Annotated in this window: 14 protein-coding genes; all 14 read left to right on the plus strand. The window is 37.1% G+C overall.

The genetic code is table 11. The features are described from left to right. The first annotated feature begins 12 nt into the window (after positions 1–12). Positions 13–1,473 (plus strand): Asp-tRNA(Asn)/Glu-tRNA(Gln) amidotransferase subunit GatB, encoded by a 1,461-nt coding sequence (gene gatB / locus NY014_RS01850; protein ID WP_259412827.1) that lies wholly within the window; start codon positions 13–15, stop codon positions 1,471–1,473. A 6-nt stretch (positions 1,474–1,479) separates the two neighbouring features. After that, the gene (locus NY014_RS01855; protein ID WP_259412828.1) at positions 1,480–2,598 is read left to right on the plus strand and encodes a TlpA disulfide reductase family protein; all 1,119 of its coding nucleotides are present in this window, start codon (positions 1,480–1,482) and stop codon (positions 2,596–2,598) included. Positions 2,599–3,749: 1,151 nt separating this feature from the next. Then, positions 3,750–4,556, plus strand: a complete 807-nt coding sequence (locus tag NY014_RS01860) for a polysaccharide biosynthesis/export family protein (protein ID WP_259412829.1) — start codon at positions 3,750–3,752, stop codon at positions 4,554–4,556. 1 nt (position 4,557) lies between these two features. Next, entirely contained in the window at positions 4,558–7,002 is a 2,445-nt protein-coding gene (locus tag NY014_RS01865) for a GumC family protein (RefSeq protein ID WP_259412830.1), read from the plus strand. A 35-nt stretch (positions 7,003–7,037) separates the two neighbouring features. Then, positions 7,038–8,858 (plus strand): asparagine synthetase B family protein, encoded by a 1,821-nt coding sequence (locus NY014_RS01870; protein WP_259412831.1) that lies wholly within the window; start codon positions 7,038–7,040, stop codon positions 8,856–8,858. Then, positions 8,842–10,626, plus strand: a complete 1,785-nt coding sequence (locus tag NY014_RS01875) for an ABC transporter ATP-binding protein (RefSeq protein WP_259412832.1) — start codon at positions 8,842–8,844, stop codon at positions 10,624–10,626. Before NY014_RS01870 ends, NY014_RS01875 begins: the two co-directional genes overlap by 17 nt. A gap of 358 nt (positions 10,627–10,984) precedes the next feature. Then, the gene (locus NY014_RS01880) at positions 10,985–11,893 is read left to right on the plus strand and encodes a hypothetical protein (RefSeq protein ID WP_259412833.1); all 909 of its coding nucleotides are present in this window, start codon (positions 10,985–10,987) and stop codon (positions 11,891–11,893) included. A gap of 321 nt (positions 11,894–12,214) precedes the next feature. Next, entirely contained in the window at positions 12,215–12,454 is a 240-nt protein-coding gene (locus tag NY014_RS01885) for a PqqD family protein (protein WP_259412834.1), read from the plus strand. Next, positions 12,438–12,887, plus strand: a complete 450-nt coding sequence (locus NY014_RS01890; protein WP_259412835.1) for a lasso peptide biosynthesis B2 protein — start codon at positions 12,438–12,440, stop codon at positions 12,885–12,887. The genes NY014_RS01885 and NY014_RS01890 overlap by 17 nt, the downstream gene beginning before the upstream one ends. 221 nt (positions 12,888–13,108) lie before the next feature. Next, on the plus strand, positions 13,109–14,155 hold the full coding sequence (locus NY014_RS01895) for a nucleotidyltransferase domain-containing protein (protein ID WP_259412836.1): 1,047 nt from the start codon (positions 13,109–13,111) through the stop codon (positions 14,153–14,155). A gap of 643 nt (positions 14,156–14,798) precedes the next feature. Then, positions 14,799–16,160: a hypothetical protein gene (locus NY014_RS01900; protein WP_259412837.1), complete on the plus strand. Its 1,362-nt coding sequence runs from the start codon at positions 14,799–14,801 to the stop codon at positions 16,158–16,160. A gap of 449 nt (positions 16,161–16,609) precedes the next feature. After that, the gene (locus NY014_RS01905) at positions 16,610–17,974 is read left to right on the plus strand and encodes a hypothetical protein (protein ID WP_259412838.1); all 1,365 of its coding nucleotides are present in this window, start codon (positions 16,610–16,612) and stop codon (positions 17,972–17,974) included. A gap of 51 nt (positions 17,975–18,025) precedes the next feature. Continuing rightward, positions 18,026–18,586 (plus strand): hypothetical protein, encoded by a 561-nt coding sequence (locus NY014_RS01910; RefSeq protein ID WP_259412839.1) that lies wholly within the window; start codon positions 18,026–18,028, stop codon positions 18,584–18,586. A 376-nt stretch (positions 18,587–18,962) separates the two neighbouring features. Further along, positions 18,963–19,346 carry a four helix bundle protein gene (locus NY014_RS01915; RefSeq protein WP_259412840.1) on the plus strand — a complete coding sequence of 128 codons (384 nt, stop codon included), beginning with the start codon at positions 18,963–18,965 and terminating at the stop codon, positions 19,344–19,346. The last annotated feature ends 13 nt before the right edge of the window (positions 19,347–19,359 follow it).

A 19,359-nucleotide genomic window follows, 5' to 3' on the forward strand; every position in this document is an offset into this window, starting at 1 on the left:
GAATCAAGCTAAATGCTTAGCGAGGAAATCAAAAATAAATATCAATTGGTAGTCGGTTTGGAGGTGCATGCGCAGCTCTTGACAGAGAGTAAAATGTTTGCTGCCGATTCCACCGAATTTGGGAATTTGCCCAATACTTTGATTTCCGTGATTACGCTGGGTCATCCTGGTACGCTACCAAAAGTCAATAAAAAGGCTATTGAATATGCCGTGAAAATGGGCTTGGCTTGCCACTGCGAGATCACGCGAACTAATATTTTTTCTAGAAAAAACTATTTCTACCCAGATCTACCAAAAGGTTATCAAATTACTCAAGATAAGGGTCCAATCTGCGTGGGAGGGAAAGCCCCAATTCGCCTTGCAGATGGAAGTACCCGTGAAATCCAACTCAACCGAATCCATTTGGAGGAAGATGCTGGGAAATCCATTCACTTAGATGGTGAGTCTGATACTTTGGTAGATTTTAATCGGGCGGGAACGCCATTAATTGAGATTGTTACAGAACCCAATATTTACACCTCTGAGGAAGCTTATGCATTTCTGACCGAGATAAAGAAGTTGGTAAAATACCTGGAAATCTGCGATGGAAATATGGAGGAAGGTTCACTTCGTTGCGACGCCAATGTTTCGATCATGTTGAAAGGAGCCAAGGAACTCGGGAAAAAAGTAGAGGTCAAGAATATGAACTCCTTCCGGAATGTGGTTCGGGCCATCGAACATGAATTTGAGCGAATGGTTGGTTTATTAGAGGAAGGAAAAGAAATCATCTCCGAAACTCGAACTTTTGATGCTGATACCGGTACCACATCCGGAATGCGGACCAAAGAGGAATTAAATGATTATCGATATTTTCCTGAGCCCGATTTGAGCCCTGTGGTTATTTCAGAAGAGTGGTTGCAATCCATTCAATCTGACATGCCGACTCTTCCGAGGGATCTGTACAAAAAGTTTATAGAGGAATACGGTTTGCCGGATTATGATGCCTCTTTTCTTACTGAATCCAAGGAATTGGCACTTTGGTTTGATGATTTATGTCGTGAAACATCCTTGTACAAAGCCGCGTCCAATTGGATGATGGGGCCAATCAAGTCATATCTGAATGAGACAGCTACTCACATTTATGACTTTCCGATTAAGCCCAAAACCTTGGCAGAATTATTGGCTTTGATAGAGGAGGGAAAAGTGAGTTCTTCAATTGCATCTCAGAAAATATTCCCTGAGTTGCTAAAGACTCCAAAAGTTTCTCCTTTGGAAATCGCTCAGAAGCTTAACCTGATTCAGGAGAGTGATGAAACTTCTCTGAAGCCAATTATTGAGGAGGTTTTAAAAGAAAACGGGCAAAAAGTAGCCGAATATAAATCCGGTAAAAAAGGCTTAACAGGCTTTTTTATGGGCCAAGTGATGCGAAAATCAAATGGGAAAGCTGACCCAAAAGTCGCTACCAAATTATTGACAGAATTATTGAATAATTAAAACAACATGAAGATAGTAATGAAAAGTCTCTGGTTTTTAGGTTTAATTTCACTCTTTTCCTGTGGAAATAGTGCTAATTCAGAGCAAGATGGAACAGTTGAGATTTCTGGAAAAATTTCCAATGCTCCTGAAGGAGTGGTGGTTTTATCTCAATTTACCGATGGAAGACCTCGGGTATTAGATACCTTAGATTTGGATTCTGAGGGCAATTTTTCATACGAATTGCAAGTTGAAGATCCTACCTTTTATGACTTAAACCTATTTGGGGAGCGATCAGTAAGATTAGCACTATTGAAAGAAGATGTGCAGGTGAATTATGATTTTTCCCAGCCGGAAAATATTCAAATCGAAGGCTCGAAGGATAGCCAAGAAATGCTCAAGTTGGAAAAGTTGATGGCTGATTATCAGGCTGATGTAAATGCTTTGAATGAAGCCTATTATGAGGCTATGAGTAATAATGATGCTGAAACTATCAAAAGTATTCAAGCTCAGGCTTTGGATTTGGAAGCTAATCAAGCGGAACGGGTAAAGCAGACAATTAATAGCATGGGGGATAGCTTTGCTTCCTTGGCAGCTATCGGATTATTGAATCCAAAAAATGACTTTCCATTCTTAGATGAATTGATCAATCGATTGGATCAGAAATATCCGAATACACTTACCATCATTCAATTGAAGCAGCAATTAGATGAACTGCGTGCTTTGGCTATAGGTGCAGTTGCACCGGAAATTGCTTTGCCAGGACCTGATGGAGAAATCAAGAAACTTTCGGATTTACGAGGAAATTATGTGTTGATTGATTTCTGGGCTGCTTGGTGTAAACCTTGCCGCGCTGAAAATCCAAATGTGGTTAGATTGTACAAGGAATATAATTCCAAAGGTTTTGAGGTATTTGGAGTTTCCTTAGATCGTGACCGAGAAGATTGGGTTCAAGCCATTGCAGATGATCAATTAGAGTGGACCCAGGTTTCTGATTTGCAATACTTCAATTCGGCAGCGGCTCAAACTTATCAGATTCAGGCGATCCCTGCTACCTATATGATCGATCCAGAAGGAAAAATCATAGCCAAAGATCTCCGTGGACCAACATTGGAAAGGAAGTTACAGGAGTTGTTTGATAATTAAGTTCGGCTGCGCCACACGATATACACCTCCTTTTAGTCGGTGAAATATATTCGGCTTCGCCTCATGAAATACGCCTGCGGCAAAATAGGCTCAGCTACGCTTCGCGAGATACGCTTCACTTTGTTCCGCGAAATATGCTCAGCTGCGCTTCGCGAGATAAGCTTCACTTCGTTCAGCAAGATATGCCTTCGGCGAGATAACCTCCTAGCCATTCCCCCTTTGACTTGTATTTATTGTAAAAATTAAAAAATAATATCCAAAGGGGGCTCGGGGGATTAAAACCTAAATTTTTATGGAGCCGTTGTGGATTACTCCTAATAATATTCTTGATAACGAAAAACAATAGATGCTTTCATTAAATGACCCCATAGGGGTCAAATTTTGGTAACCTAGGGTAAGCAAACCGAGGAACGAGGTGCGGCGCAACCCTAGGAATAGAAACCAAAAGGAAAAATCTCCCTCGGCCCGAGATATCAGTGAGACCTTCTTATTTAATGCCGAGGGATAGGAACGTATTATTTTCGGTAGCCACTTGCGAAGTATCCCTAAGGCGAAATAAGCTTCACTTGGTTCTGTAAGATAAACTCCGCTGCGCTTCGTTAGATATGCCTTCGGCGAGAAAGACTTAGCCCAAATTCCCCCCTTTGTCTTTTATTGTTATAGCAGAGATGCATTCTATTGTAAAGGGGGTAAGGGGGATTTGACTTCAAATATTAAAGAAAGACCGTTAGGGATTACTCCCAATAATTATCGTTGACCCTGAACAGAAATTAAAGTATCTCTGCGCAGCCATATCTTCCTTATCGGCGAAGCTATCTTAAAATAATATTGGCAGTCATGCCATAAATCTCCCGCTCCCGTTCGTGTCTTCACGAATGGTGGCAGCAATTCCCAAAAACAATAAAACAGTAAACAACCTTACCGATTACTACCTCGGCGCAGCCGTATCTTTTTTTATCTGCGAAGCTATCTTAAAATAATATTGGCAGTCATGCCTTAACATTTCAATGTAATCAAAACAATAAGGCAATCCTTCTACAGACAATTTTTGTTACCTATTTTTAACCTATTCTCAGCTATCTATTAAGGTGATTTTTGGCATTTTTTTCTATGTTTGCGAGGATTAATTCAATCATCCTAATCAACTTTCTATGATTCAACGATTGTCAGGTTTTGCCGTTTTACTGGCTTTTTTGAGCTTTTTTTCTTGTGTTTCAAATGAGAAAATTATTTACCTCCAAAATTTAGATGGTAATCAACCTATTTCTGAGGATGAAATGATTTCATATGAAATCCCAGAATACCGATTACAGTACAATGACATTTTGGATGTTCGAATTCAAACGGTCGAGGACTTGATCAAGAATGGCTTTAATTTCCAAAATCAGCAGAATAATCAAATGCAGGTTGGTGCCCAGGGAGGAGGAGATGTATTTTATATGACCGGTTATACGGTAGATAAAGAAGGTAATATTCGACTGCCTATAGTTGGAGAAGTGAATGTAAAAGACAAAACCATTGAAGAAGCTAGAGTAGAAATAGAAAAGCGCTTAAGTCAATATGTGACTTCCGAATTATATGTGAAAGTTAAATTGGGTGGTATTCGTTATTCTGCTTTAGGAGAATTTAGAAGGCCAGGGAAATTTGTAGTCCTACAAGATAGAATGACAATTTTTGAGGCTATCGCTAATGCAGGAGATTTGAATACAGTGGCCAAGCGGGATGAGATTATGCTGATTCGTCAATATCCGGAAGGCTCTAAATTACATCGCGTGAACTTGAATGATAGACAATTGATTCAATCTCCATACTATTTCATTCAGCCCAATGATCAACTGTATGCTGAGCCGATGAAAGTTCGTGAAATCGGAACAGGAGAAAATGCAGTTCAAACTTTTGTTTTGTTTACTTCAGTACTTACTACCACCTTGCTTGTGGTAAATCTATTTGCCAACTAATATGTATCCGAACGCACCACAAATAAGTAATGATCCTTCATCTCCTTTTTTGATTAAAAAGGATGATGATCTTGACTTGAAAGTCATCATTTTTAAATACTTACAGTATTGGCCTTGGATTATTGGATTTGCATTAATTGGTATTATTGGTGGATATCTAGTAAATAAGTATTCAACTCCCATTTATCGTGTTGAAGGAACGGTATTAATAAAGGACGAAACCCCAGCCTTTGGTGCTGATTTGTTTGCAAATGGAGGATTTGGTCGTGACTACAGTAATATTGACGATGAAATAGGAATCTTAAAGTCTTATTCCTTAGCTGAGGCAACTGTTCAGCAGATGGATTTGAATGTCCAGTATTTTTTAGAGGGCTTTGTCAAGACCACTCAGATTTATGGAAACACATCCATTTTTGTCAATTTGGATAAGACCAAACCCATGCTTGTGGGAGGGATGTTCAGATTAGAAGTGCTTAATGAGGATAGTTTTGAACTGAGCATCATTGAACAGGGATTTAGCATATTCGATCCTAAAGATCCATTTAATAGAAGAGGTAGGGAATTAGTAGAGTTGTCTCGTTCTGTTTATTCATTTGATGAGCCTATACAAATTGATTCTTTTGAATTTTCAGTAAGTCGTATTTCTGCTCTTCCGGGAGATCAGATTTTCTTCCGTTTCTTGGATGATCCCTCTATCGCCCATGAAATGAGAGGCCAATTGAGTGTTGCTCCTTTGGAAAGATACTCTTCGATTTTGACATTGAGTATGCAGACACCATTGCGGAAATTGGGCGAGGATTATCTTAATCAATTGGTGAAAACATATTTGCAGCGTGAACTCAATGAAAAAAATAGAGCTACTGAGAATACAATTAGCTTTATTTCTGATCAATTGAGAGGCATTACAGACTCTCTGCAATATTCTGAAGGCAGACTTCAGCAATATCGATCAGAGAATAAGATTTTTAACCTTTCCGAGGAAGGATCCGCGATTTTTGGAAGATTGCAGGAACTAGAAACACGGAGATCAGAGGTTGATTTAAATTTGAAGTACTATCGCTCTTTGCAATCCTATATTGCTAATAACGGAGTCGGGGAATTGGTTGCTCCATCTATGGTGGGAGTTTCGGATCCCTTACTAAATGCCTTGGTACAGAATCTCTCTAATCTCCAGGCTGACAAACAGCGCTTGATGGCCAATTTTTCGGAAGAGACTCCAGTAGTGAAAGATATTCTAACCCGAATTGAAAGTGCAACCCGAGCCCTTCAGGAAAATGTAAATTCTGCCATACGCAACACTGAAAGTTTACTCGCTGATTTGAATGGACAAATCCGGACAATAGAACGAGAAATAAGTACTCTTCCAGAGACCGAACGGAATTTGATAGGTATTCAGCGACAGTTTACCATAAACGAAAACATTTACATATATCTACTGCAAAAGAAGGCTGAAGCCGAGATTACATTGGCCGCAAACCTTCCCAAAAATGTAGTCTTGGATAAGGCTAAGACAGTAGGTCAGGTAGGGCCAAAAAGGACCCAAAATCTCCTTTTTGGTTTAATCATAGGGTTAATAATCCCAATTGGGATTATTACAGTTAAGGACTACCTCAATACCAAAATTGAAGATCCCAAAGAGCTTGAAAAAACTATTAAGGTGCCGCTTATCGGAATGATTGGAAGAAGTTATTCCGAAGGGACTCTTCCTGTCTTCAATAATTCCCGCTCCTCTGTGACAGAATCATTCAGATCCCTTCGAGCTGACCTTTCTTATTTAAGTCCGAAAAGAGAAAATTTATCCATTCTTTTTACTTCAACTGTTTCAGGGGAGGGGAAAACCTTCGTTTCCATGAATATGGCATCAGTTTTTGCCTTGATGGGGAAAAAGACAATTTTAGTAGGTTTGGATTTGCGAAAGCCTAGAATTGCTCAGGATTTTGGTTTGACTAATGACAAAGGGATGAGTACCTGTCTAAGTAGTGATTCGCCTTGGCAAGATGTGGTAAAACCTAGTGGCTATGAGAATTTGGATGTAATTCTTTCCGGTCCTATTCCTCCTAATCCTGCAGAATTATTACTTCAGGAAAAGTTTGGCAAAATCATCAATGAAATCAAGGATGCCTACGATGTGGTGATTTTTGACTGTCCTCCAGTAGGATTGGTTTCAGAAACAAAGGAATTGTTCAATTATGCAGATATAAGCTTCTTTGTTTTCCGTCAGGGTTACTCAATGAAAGGTCATTCGGATGTTCTAAATAACCTCGTCGAAAAAGGTGGAATCAAGAAGATATATGGAGTCCTAAATGATGTTCATATCGACAAAGGCTATGGTTATGGTTACGGCTATGGTTATGGCTACGGTTATGGTGGAAGTTCTTATGGATATCATGAGGAAAGAAAACCAGTAGCATGGTGGAAAAGAGCCATAGGAAAAAGACAAAGCTAGAGATTAATACCTTGCTTGATTAAAATGAAAAGGGTATGAAAGGTTTTTTGGGGATTTTAAATTTGGATAATGGTCCCATTCAAGAAAGTTCAAATCGATTCTTGAATCATTATCCGGAATTAAAATCCCTTCCTTTTTATAAGTCTCCTGATTTTTTTCTTTCATCCTTATCTAAGGAACTTCCTGTTTATTCTCTTAAAAATCATCCAAATCTAATATATGCCGGATGGTGTAGGCTAGATAATCTTGAAGAGCTGCGTGACCAATTAGGAATAACTTATCTAGCCCAAGAAAGTGAGGTAATCCTTCAGTCCTACCTTCGATGGGGAGAGAATTGCCTTAAAAAGTTTTTAGGAGATTTCAGTTTTGTGATCTTTGATCGAGAGAAAAAAGATCTATTTCTCGCAAAGGATCAGTTGGGGGTTAGGCCTCTTTTTTACTTGAAGCATCGAGGACTTTTTTACCTTGGAACAAGTATAACTTTGATCAAAAAAGCTGTAGGGCAGAAACTTCCCTTGAATGAAGTTTTTATAGCAAATGAACTTAAAAACTTTCCCCCTGATATTGAAAGTACCTTCTTTAGGGATATTAAAAGACTCAACCCAGCTCATTTCCTTACTTTTTCAAAAACCAATACTTATAAAGAAAAAAGATATTGGGATTTAAACCCTGTAGATTTAGGATTTTGCAAGAAGGATGAAGATTACATAAATCATTTAAAGTCAATACTATTTGAGGCTATACAATCCAGGATTCGAAATAAAAAAACAATTGGAAGCCAGCTAAGTGGAGGTTTAGACTCTTCCGCCATTACTGTTATTCTTTCCCGGTTGATGGATAAAAAAAATCTACATACTTATTCCTTTGTTTTGGATGATGTAACTAGGGAATATTCAGAGTTGAAGGTGGATGAGCAGGTAACACAAAGAGAGATAATAAATTATGCAGGTTTACTTCCTGAAAATCACCATCCAATTACCCGGTTTCATTTCCAAGATATATTCGAGGAATTGGAAAGACGAAATGAAATCATGGGAGGGTTAGGCCCCTATGATGCCATATATCAAGATTCCATGTTTAAACAAGCTGCTGAAAGGGATAAAGTAGAGGTCGTATTTAGTGGTTTTCCAGGAGATGAGGGTATTTCTGAACCGGGTAGTCTATTTTTTGCAGATTATATTTACAAACGTGACTTTTTTAACCTTCTAAAGTATATTCTGGAATTTAGAAGAGGTGGAGTTTCTAGGATTAAAAACTACTTCAAAGCAAAAAAGGTAGGTTCTTTTGTCCCTGATTACCATAAAACTCAAGAATTAAGAAGTCTTCTTAACCCTAAGGTTGATAAAGACCTTCAACTTAATGATAGATCTTTTAAGTTTTTTCCAGATTACAAAGGTTGGTTAAAGCATAGAATTTGTATGCCGGATACTTCTATCAGAATGGAATCTGAAAACCTCTATGCTAATGATTATAATATGGAAATGGCCTATCCATTAGCGGATATTCGGCTTTTAGAAGCATTAATCAGTTTGCCTTCCCATCTATTTAAGCCCAAACCGATGAATAGATCAATCTTTAGAAAGATCTGTAAGGATATTTTACCAGATAAGGTTCGACTTCAAAAAAAACATAATGGGGCTTTTACCCTTGCATTTTATGAATACTTATGTGAAAAGAATTATCGGGAATTTCAAGCTTATGAAGTAAAAAATCATCTGGGCCTTATTATTTCTGAAGATGAGCTTTTAAAGCGAGAACCAGAGTGCAGCTATTGTCAAAAGGAGCGATTGAACTATCGTAAAGAGATAGATTATTTAATTGAATTAAACAGCCCCCCGGATGAGGAGAATAGCTAAGGATTCTATAAAAGGATACGCACGAGTCTATCATCGGGCTATTTTATTGCTTTGGAGGGTTTCACCAATATTGGTGTCCATTCAGGTTCTACTTTTTTTGATACAGGCTATTGTTCCTGTTTTGACATTGATTGCTACCAAGAAACTGTTCGATGTCATTCTAGAGAGTAGCAAAAGCTTTGAAACCGTATTGCTGTGGTTACTATTCTTGGCAGGGCTTCAGCTTATACAAGTTCTGCTTTCCCAAGGATCCGCATTCTTTTCCGAAATCTATCAGGAAAAACTTACCGACTCTGTCAATGGCTTGATTCTAGAAAAGTCAATTGAAATTCCCTATCCATTTTTTGAGGATCCTAACTATTACGACAGCCTTCATTTGGCGCAGCGCCAATCCATTTACAAATTACCCATGCTATTCCAGCAAATTCAGGGAACCTTCAGTAATTCCCTATCCTTGGCACTCTTAATTGGCTATTTTTTCTCCTTGATTAGTAGCTATGCCTGGGTTATTTTGATAATTGCCCTGCCTTTGGCATTTGTCAAATGGTATAGCGGATTTGCCCTGCATCGCTTGGAGTCAAAAACTGTTCCCTTAGAACGGGAGGCTGATTATTACCACTACATCCTTACAGGTGAATCTTATGCTCAAGAAATTCGAAGCCTGAATTTTGGACAATCTCTTCTCAAGCGTTTTCGCGAATTAAGAACTATCATCTTTGAGCAGAAAAAAGCGCTCCAAAAAAAGTTGTTGGCGTTTTCGCTGATAGCAGAGCTGCTCGAGGTACTCGTATTGTTTTATATCCTAATTGGTGTTGCAAGGAAAGCCTTTGAGGGCGTATTGGGGGTCAGCTTATTGATCGTGTATATTCAAGGAATTCAACGCATGCAAAGTAACCTGAAGAATTTCCTAAATTCTTTGGTTCAGCTGATCCAATTGCGAATTTTCCTGAAAGACATATTTCGATTCTTGGACATTGCTACCCAAAGTGAAGCCAGTGGAAAAGAGCTGGAATTTCCTACTGACGATTTCAGTATACAGGTTCAAAATTTGAGTTTTTCTTATCCTGGAACGGAACAGGAAAGTCTTCAAAATATCTCCATGAAGTTTGAAGTAGGAAAGGTGATTGGAATTGTTGGAGCAAATGGTTCGGGAAAATCAACCTTGGTTAAATTATTGGCTGGGCTATACAGGCCAGGTTCGGGTGAAATTAAACTGGGAGACTACCAACTAGAGGATATCGATTCAGCTAGTTTTCGGGAAAATAGCCTTTTCTTATTTCAGGACTTTCAACGCTATTTTTTGTCTATCGAGGATTTGATCAGTTTGGGGAAAAGTAAGCAAACCGAGCATGAGTTGAGGTTACAATCTGCCATTCAAAAAGCCCAAGCAGAGAGTTTTATTTCCAATTTGCCGGATGGTTGGAAATCCAAACTGGGAAGAATTTTTGATGAAGGCAGGGGACTAAGTGGTGGACAGTGGCAAAAATTGGCCTTGGCAAGAGCTTTTTATAGGGACCCTAAGCTAGTTGTATTAGATGAACCTACAAGTGCACTTGATGCAATTTCAGAGATGCGCGTTTTTGAGGAATTGAAAAAAGAATCGGCCGAACGGATGAATATCTGGATTACACATCGTCTTTATAATCTAAAAGATGCTGATTATATCTATGTTCTGGATTCGGGTCGAATCAAACAGGAAGGGATATTTCAGGATTTGATTCGGGAGAAAGGAATTTTTCAGGACCTATACCAAAAACAAGGTTTTTGAAGAAAGCATAAACCTTTGTTTATCAATAGTTTTTACCCTCTTCTTATTGGATTTCTCAGCACCAATTCCCCCTTTTACTTGTATGTATCGAAGAGACCAAAAAATAATATCCAAAGGGGGCAAAAGGGGGATTTGATTCTAAATATTTATAAGACCATTCTAAATTACTTCCGATATTTATCTTGGATACCAAACAGCGATTGTTCCGAACAGCAATGTAAACCTCATCACACATTTGTGAAGACTTGTTTGATTTCTGGCAGGAACTAACGGTGGTAAGGAATCTAATCATTTATGAATTTTTGTTTAGAATTGGTTTTTAACTCTATTTTTGGACTGATTGAGGAGGGAATTTAAGATGTATCATTTTTTCAAAGTTTTTGGGCTTATATGCAGATCAGAAATAAATCTGTCTGCATTAATTAAGCTATCTGAATCTGAAAGCATTGATTTTGAGGTCAAGCTCATTCAGTCCCTGCCGGAATTTCAATTTCCAGTATTGGTTTCTGAGGAGGGATGCCGTTACAATGAGACTGAGTTTTTTTTGGAAATTGAAGGAGTTGCAAAATATTTGGTTCGGAATGGCAAAGAAATTTTGATCAAACCAACTTCAGAAGATTGGAATAGTATACTTCTGTTCTTTTATTCAAATTGTCTAGGAGCCTTATTATTCCAAAGAGATTTGATTCCCTTTCATGTTTCAGGTGTTTTAGATCCGGACGGGAAAGTATGGTTGTTTGCTGCTCCATCTCAAACTGGAAAGTCCTCCACGGCACTAAAGCTTAAAGAAAAGGGGTTTGAGATTTTTACAGATGATACCGCATTGATTTATGTTAGGGAAGGAAAATGTTGGTCCATTCCTTCCTATCCAATGATTCGGGTCTGGAAAAATACCCTCGATAAGCAATCTGTATTTCAACCTGAAGAAGCCACCCAAATACGTTCCGAGATTGACAAGTATGGAATATTTTTTCATGAGCATTTTCAGGACATACCGAGGGAGGTCAAAGGAATTATTTTTCTTGAAGAGGAGGGGCAAGAAATACAAATTAGAAAAATTGGAGTGATGGAGGCCCTGCCTTTATTAGGGAATAATATTTACCGAGGCTACTGGGTTGAAGGCATGAAAAAACAAATAATTCAATTTGAAGTTTTAACTTCAATTATTAGGTATACAAACTTTTGGAAGGCTATTCGCCCGAAAAATCAGGATAGTTTTAACTCATTTACTGATGAAATTATTGATCAGATACTAGCTGGGGGGTAAGTTTTGGCTCATTCTTGATAAAATTAGATCAATTTTTACCTGCTCTAATTAGTTTTTTTTTGATAGCAAGATTTTTTTCTGTAATTCAAACAAGCTGGATTAATACCAGTTATGTATTAAATCTATCGGTTTAAATAAAAATAAGACTACTAAAATTAGTTGGTTTTTTTAAATCAAAAATTCTTAATAAAAATCATAGTCTTTTTATTTGAATCAATATTTTTGTATTTCAAATACATTATTTGTTAGTTTATTTGAAACAAGCTTAAAATTGAAAGTAAAGTAATGGATAGGCGGTTTGTGCTGAAAGAAGATAAATTTTTGTATTCAAAAATCGAAGATGAAGGAGTGCTCTTTGATTTGGAATCAAACGAGTATTTGAGATTAAATACTTCTTTGAACAGTATTTTCAAATACCTGGGGGAAGGATTATCCATTGCTGAAATTAAGGAAAGACTGATGGGGGAGTACGAGGTGTCAGAGCAGGAATGTGAAGATGGGATTCGAGAAGCGATTGATTTATTGAAGAAGAAAGGGTTGCTTGATGAAAAAAGTGCTTAAAAAATTGAAAAGCTTCCACTCCCTTTCCCCTAAAGAGAGGAAGCTGTTTTTTCAAGTAATTTTCTTATCAATCTACAGGGAGATTTTATTTTTTATTGGTTCTGAAAAGGCCTTCTCGGAAAAAATCATGAGAGAACATCCAAGGAAAAATATTTCTGAAGAAAATGAAGAATATGCTGCTGAAATTTCAAAGGCTATTCAGTTAGCAGCCAAATATATTCCCTGGAGAAACAAGTGTAGACATCGGTCTTGGCAGGCAGTTTATCTTCTCAATAAAAAGAGAATTCCTTATTCCTATCAAGTTGGAGTAAATAGAAGTAAAATTTCAGAAGGTCATTCTTGGGTAAAGGTAAATGCTAGATTCATAACAGGGTACTGTAATACTTCAGATTATACTATAGTTGTAAATAGTCACCCATCAAATGAACTTTAATTTATTAATTATCAGTTAGATATATAAAATTCCAATAGGAACAAAGAGTAAATTGACAATGAAAAAAGGAAAAAATAAAGTTTGGGAAAAACCAAAACTCTCAGTCATCTCCATAAATAGTGGTCCTTCTCCCCAAAACAATGAAAATAAAAATCACTGTATAATTTGTAGTTAATTTTTAGCAGTTTTCAAATTGAATTAGATTTTCTCATTTCAATATTTTGAAAAGTTTCTTGGATTTTGATAAGGTTGATTTTATAGTATTAAATTCTCGTCACCGGCTTTCCCTAGCTCAAATTGATAAGTTGGGATTGCACAAGACAGAAAAAGAAGACTTAATCCAAGAAAAAGTAAAAGCCTTAGCTGAGCTAAAACAGGTACAATCTGCCTTAGACCAACTTGAAGCATCTGGAATTTCCTTTGTTCTATTGAAAGGAATTGGACTTTCTCAAAGAATCTACCAAGACCCCACTTTCCGATTTTCGAAAGATTTAGATATTCTCGTCCCAAATAGGGAGGAGGTAATTCAACTTAGAACTTTTTTATTGGAAAATGGCTGGGAACCTGTTTATCCCTATTGGGTTGAAGATTTGCCTCAGCGGGATTGGTATTTGGATTTAGCTAACGATGAACCTTTGGTAAATCCAGAAACTGGAATCAATATCGAAATTCACTGGGACTTGGATCGCTTAATATTTGATTTGCCTTCAACAGAATTTCAGGAATTAATTCAACAGAATACTACTAGGATTCAGGTTTTAAATCGCTCTATAAGAGTCTTAAGCCCAGAATTAGAATTGGTCTATCTTTTTGCTCATGGGGCTAGGCATGCCTGGTTTCGATTAAAGTGGTTGGTGGATATCATTCATTATCCGGTTGAGATAATTGATCAACATAAATTTCAAGAATTACTGAAGCGTTTTCATGCCTCTCATTTTCTCCCAGAGGCTAATGAATTGGCGAAATTTTATTTTGGAAGAGGGATTGAACTTCCAATGCAGGGTAAGTCTAATCCATTTGTAATTAAGTATGCTAAGGAACAAATAGCTAATGAAGTGGTAATTGGTTTTCCCAATTTGAAAGCTTTCCTCAAATACCTTTACCATCACTATTTCTTATTCGAAAAGAAAAGCAAAGCCTTTAAATTTCTATTTCGAACAATCGGAATAAGGCCTCAAGACATCTCAGCAATTAAATTACCCTATTATTGGCAGTACTTTTTTTATAGGTATTATTCTTTGTTGAGGAGGAAGATAATTACAAAATAGAAATATGCCGTTGGCGAAATATACCTCCTTTTCAATCGGTGAAATACGTTCGGCTTCGCCTCACGAAATATACTCCCTTCGGTCGTGAAATATGCCTGCGGCGAAATACGCTTCGCGCCTGCCTGCCGTGGCAGGAGATATGCTTCACTTTGTTCAGCTAGATAAACTCCGCTGCGCTTCGTTAGATATGCCTTCGGTAAGATAGCCTTAGCGCCAATTCCCCCTTTAACTTGTTGCTTTTGGTAGGACCTAAAAATAAAATCCAAAGGGGGCTAGGGTGATTTCACTTCAAATATTAAAGAAGGACTTTTCGTGATTTCTCCCGATAATTATCCGGGACCCCGATCAATAATTAAAATATCTCATCGTAGTCATATCTTTTTTTTCTGCAAAGCTATCTTTGAATACTATTGGTAGTCATGCCTTTAATCCCTTGCACCTGTTCGTGTCTTCAAGAACGGTACCGGGACCAGCCCCTTCTTTTTCCACCTGATCACCTATCTTTTTTACCATCAACCACCCACATAAATTGCAAACTCACCTTACTTTATTTCTATTTAATTCTCCTTTTATTTAGTATGTTAGTTTCACCAAACAACAAATTTCATCACTCAAAAAAATGGATGCCGAGCACCGGTTTTTCATGAAAAACACCCTTTTATTTATCCTCTTATTCATCGGTAGAGGCTGGGATGGATTTGCCTCGGACAAGGTGATGTTGCGGATTAAACCCGGAGAAATATCCAATAACTCAGAGTATTCAGAACTTGCTCCTCATTTTTCAGAAGAAATGATCAAATCCTTAAGGGATTTACCGCTCACCTATAATCGATATTTCCAATTAATCGTACATGATGAAAAGATTTATGCTTTTTCCCCTTGCTATTTGGATATATATCGCTGGGAAGGAGAAGAGTGGAATAACCTCTATCAATTTGACAATAAAGGCTATACCTGTGGAAGTCGCCTATTTTTTTATAAGAATCAGTTTCACTTATTGGGTGGCTATGGGTTTTGGAATAATCACACAGATCTCCTGCACTTCGATCAAAATTCCGGTTCCTGGTCTTTGGAAGTAAATGAGAACCAACCTGTTGATTACAATACTGAATTGATAGGCATAGGAGAGACCTCCGGATTTATGTTTTTAGGAATTCATCATAATCCCCGCCTGGGAATCGACAATGTCTATGAAGATGATGGGTTTATGTTGGATTTCGAATCCAAAACCTGGAATCGCTTGGATTTCGGCGGATTAATATCATTTTCTCCGGGTAAAGCTAAGTTCTTGATTCAGCAAGGAAGAGGAGTGGATACCGAAAATTTTATGGTTCTGAATGCCTTTACATCCACCGACCATAAATTGGGAATGCTTCTTTTTGATAAGAGGACTCTGGAGTTGCGCTTTTATAGAAGAGACTCACCTTTCGACTTTTTCAATTTTGCCAATTGGATTCTTGTTGAAGGTGATCAAATAAAATTTTCTGATAACCAAAATCAGATTCAAACTTTGGATATAGCAGATTTTTACCAAAAGGCTGATTTTGTTGGGAAGGCAGAGGTACAGCCTATTGCTGAAAGTTCTTATTTTCTAGAAAATTGGGAATATATTTTTCTTCTAATTAGTGCTGTTTTTGCTGGAACGGCTTTGGTCCTCTTTTTAGGTTTAAAAATATTTCCTTCTCAAACCCAAACTCTTCTCCAAAAATTCAGGTCAAAAAATATTCCAGAGAAGGAAGTCTTAAATGATGAAAAAAAGGAAGCGATAGAGCTGTGGGAAAAGTTACTTTATCTTCAAGGTGAAACTCTTACCACAGAGCAATTGGATCAAGTTCTCGAAATTGATGGCATTCCAAATTTGGATAGAAAGAAAGTGAAGCGCTCTCGACTTATCAAAGCAATTAATAAGCATAGCGTGGCAAAATGGGGCTACACCTTGATAACAAAAAAAAGGAACCCTGAGGATAAGCGCTTCATGATTTATAAGGTGGAAAAAGCACTTTAGTATAATTTTTTCTTATAATACCTATTTAAAGGAGTTGGTGTTGCCTGCCTTTTTAATTAAGTAAATCTATAGAAAATAGGAAATAATTTAAAATGCCTATATTTTTTTAATCATTTGTTTATCAATGTTTTAATCCATAAATAAAATATAGGTAACAGGTTTTGTTACCTATTTTACCTGATTTTATTAACTTAGTTCAAGCAATCTAATACTTTTGCATTGGATTTAAATGGTGTGATTCGCAGGAATTATATGAGATTTTTGTGTTTGTTTTTTCTAAGTCTAACTTTTTCAAAATGGGGATGTTCTCAAGTTCTCTTGAGGATGATTCCCCATACTTTGTTTAGTTATTTTTATGCAAAGCCATTTGGAAACTTTAATGATTCCTTTGTTGAAGGTATTCTTGTTAAGTATTCAAAAAACTTAAATGCATTTAACCTGACTCTTGCATGAGGTACATTTATTTATGCTTCGTGTTGTTTTTGGGTTTTAGCCCCTTGCTTTCTGCTTCTCAGTCTGTCAAGCTGAGAATTAGACCATATCAGGTAGGAGGAATAAAAAATTATGATTTACTCTCTCCATATTTTTCAAGGGAGCAGTTGGATTCTTTGGTTAATAAGCCATACGAAATTGGTGGAACTTACGACTTGGTCAAGGATGATACTGGAACTTATGCTTTTTCTTCCTGCTATTTGGACGTTTACGAGTGGAAATCAGGTGCTTGGGAAAATCTTTATGGCTTTGATAATAAAGGCTATACATGTAGTGCTAAGTTTTTTATTCATAATGATTCCATTTATTCTTTAGGAGGTTATGGATATTGGCGTAATCATTTGGATTTATTGTCTTTTGACAAAGGAACCGGATCTTGGTCGCTTTTGACTCCAAAAGATCAACCACTAGATTTTGCGCCCGGAATTCCAGCCCAAAGTTCGAATGGGATATTTGTGCTTTTGCCCTTTGAAGAAAATCTTAGAACTGGTAAAAAAGGAACACACAGCCAAGGCTTTTTCCTTGATTTGGAAGAAATGTCCTGGAAGTATCTTTCACTTGGAAATATGGTTTCCTACGATTCCTATGATACCAAATTTAAGACAGGGACCTCGGAGCCTTTGGATACTAAAGATTTTCTAGCCTTTGCTTCTAGCGGAAATCAAAATAGAAGAATCGGTCTTTTAATATTGGATAAGGCCTCTTTGGAATTGCGTTTTTACAGGCTAGAAAGTGTGGCGAATTTAATTATGCTTCCATCTTGGATTTTGCAAGTGGGTAATCAAATTACTATTGAAACCTCTTGGGGAGAGATTCAGGAATTGGATATTGAGGAATTTTTTAATCAAGGAGAGTATGTGGGAAAAGCAGAAATCCTTCCCATGGGTCCAAGTGAAATAGAGCAATTAAAAAGAGAATACGTTCTAATTATTGCCACGCTTTTAATCATAACCGGCGTAGTCTTGTTTTTTGTTGTTAGAAAAGCACTCAATCAAGCAAATGGGCAGGCAGAAGCTCTGGGTTTGGGTGAAAATGGAAAGCCAAGCAATTCTATTCCACCTGTTAACCTGGAAGAACAGGGCTTATTTCATCACATTCATTCCTATCAAGGAAAGGTTTTGACAGCAGATGAATTGGACAAGGTGCTGAATATTGATCACTTACCGAATCCTGATAATAAAAAAGTAAAACGCTCAAGATTAATTCGGGAACTAAATCTTCAAAGTGAGGAAACATTGGGTTTCCCTTTGATTACTAGAAAGAAAAACCCGGATGATAAGCGCTATCTCTTATATGAAATCAATAGTAAAAGGTTGAATTAAACCATCTAATAATCAATTGTTTAAAAGTTTTAGAAAACTAAAAAGAGATATATGATCTCCTATTTAAAGAATATTTTTAAAGGCTCTAAAGTGGTAAAAAAGACTATGAATGGCTTGCCTTATACCTATCAATTTGAAGGCAAACCAGTCTTTTTTGATCCCATACAAATGTTGCGAGAATTTAATTTTCGATATCAGGACCAAGGGGTTCAACGATTGCCTTACCAATTCGACCAAGACCCACTTCCCAATTATATAGAATTCCCCAATGAATCAGATAATCCATCGGTTTATTGTAAAACAAGACTCAATAACCAAGATTTTGAGGCTTTCCGATATGTATTTAAAATCTCCCATTACCCGGCGAGTCATTATCGCTTTATCTATGGAGGAGAAAAGATGGCGACCTTCACCCGCATTTACCATCAATCCTATTATCACCAAAACCTGGGACTCAAACTGGCTACCATCCATAAAGATTCCTTGGATCTTTCTTCAGAAAAATGGGCCTGGGAACATCCGGATGGTAAAGTCCTCTTTTTGGAGAAATTCGGATATCCTCAAGTTTGGAACTTTAACAATATCACTCAAGTCAATCAGTTGATCAACTGATTGAAAATCAACTTAAATGCTGCATTTGCCTACTTTCTGATGAAGAAAGCTCGGTATAAAATGCAAAAAAATAGATGTATAAATCTTACAATTTAGTTGCAAAAACTGAGTACTAAAACTACTCGGTTTTGTATATTTGGAATGCCAATTCACCCCCGTTTTTGAAGTTTCGAATTGGCTTTTCAAAAACCCACCTAAGGGTATACTTCTTTTTAATAAAGGCTAAGACCAAAGAAAGAAAAGATCGAGTTAGAAGGATTTTTGCTCAACTGAAGGTAGTAACAGTTCTGTTTTCCTTACACTCGATTTTTCTGGAAATGGGACTGAAAGGGCGAAGCTATATTTATCGTTAAGAGTTAATTGTTAAGAGTTAAAAGTGGCCCGAATTGAAAATTTTGAAGATTTAGATGTTTGGAAAATTGCAAGGCAATTGTGCATTGTTGTTAAAGGCTTTACATCAAAGAGTAAGTTTTTAAAAGATTTTAAATTTTCCGCCCAAATTAATTCAGCTGCTGGTTCAATTATGGACAACATTGCAGAAGGATTTGAACGAGATGGAAATAAGGAGTTTATAAATTTCTTATACATCGCGAAAGGGTCAAATGGAGAAGTCCGCTCGCAATCCTATAGGGCACTTGATTGGGACTATATTTCAAAAGAGGAGCAAAATGAAATTTTGGTTCTTACGGAAAAGTTAAAATTCAAGCTTCAAGGACTTATTAATACTTTAAAGAACAGTGGAGCAAAAGGATATAAATGAAAATAATCCCACT

The sequence above is a fragment of the Algoriphagus limi genome (assembly GCF_024919275.1).
Classification (GTDB): Bacteria; Bacteroidota; Bacteroidia; order Cytophagales; family Cyclobacteriaceae; genus Algoriphagus; species Algoriphagus limi.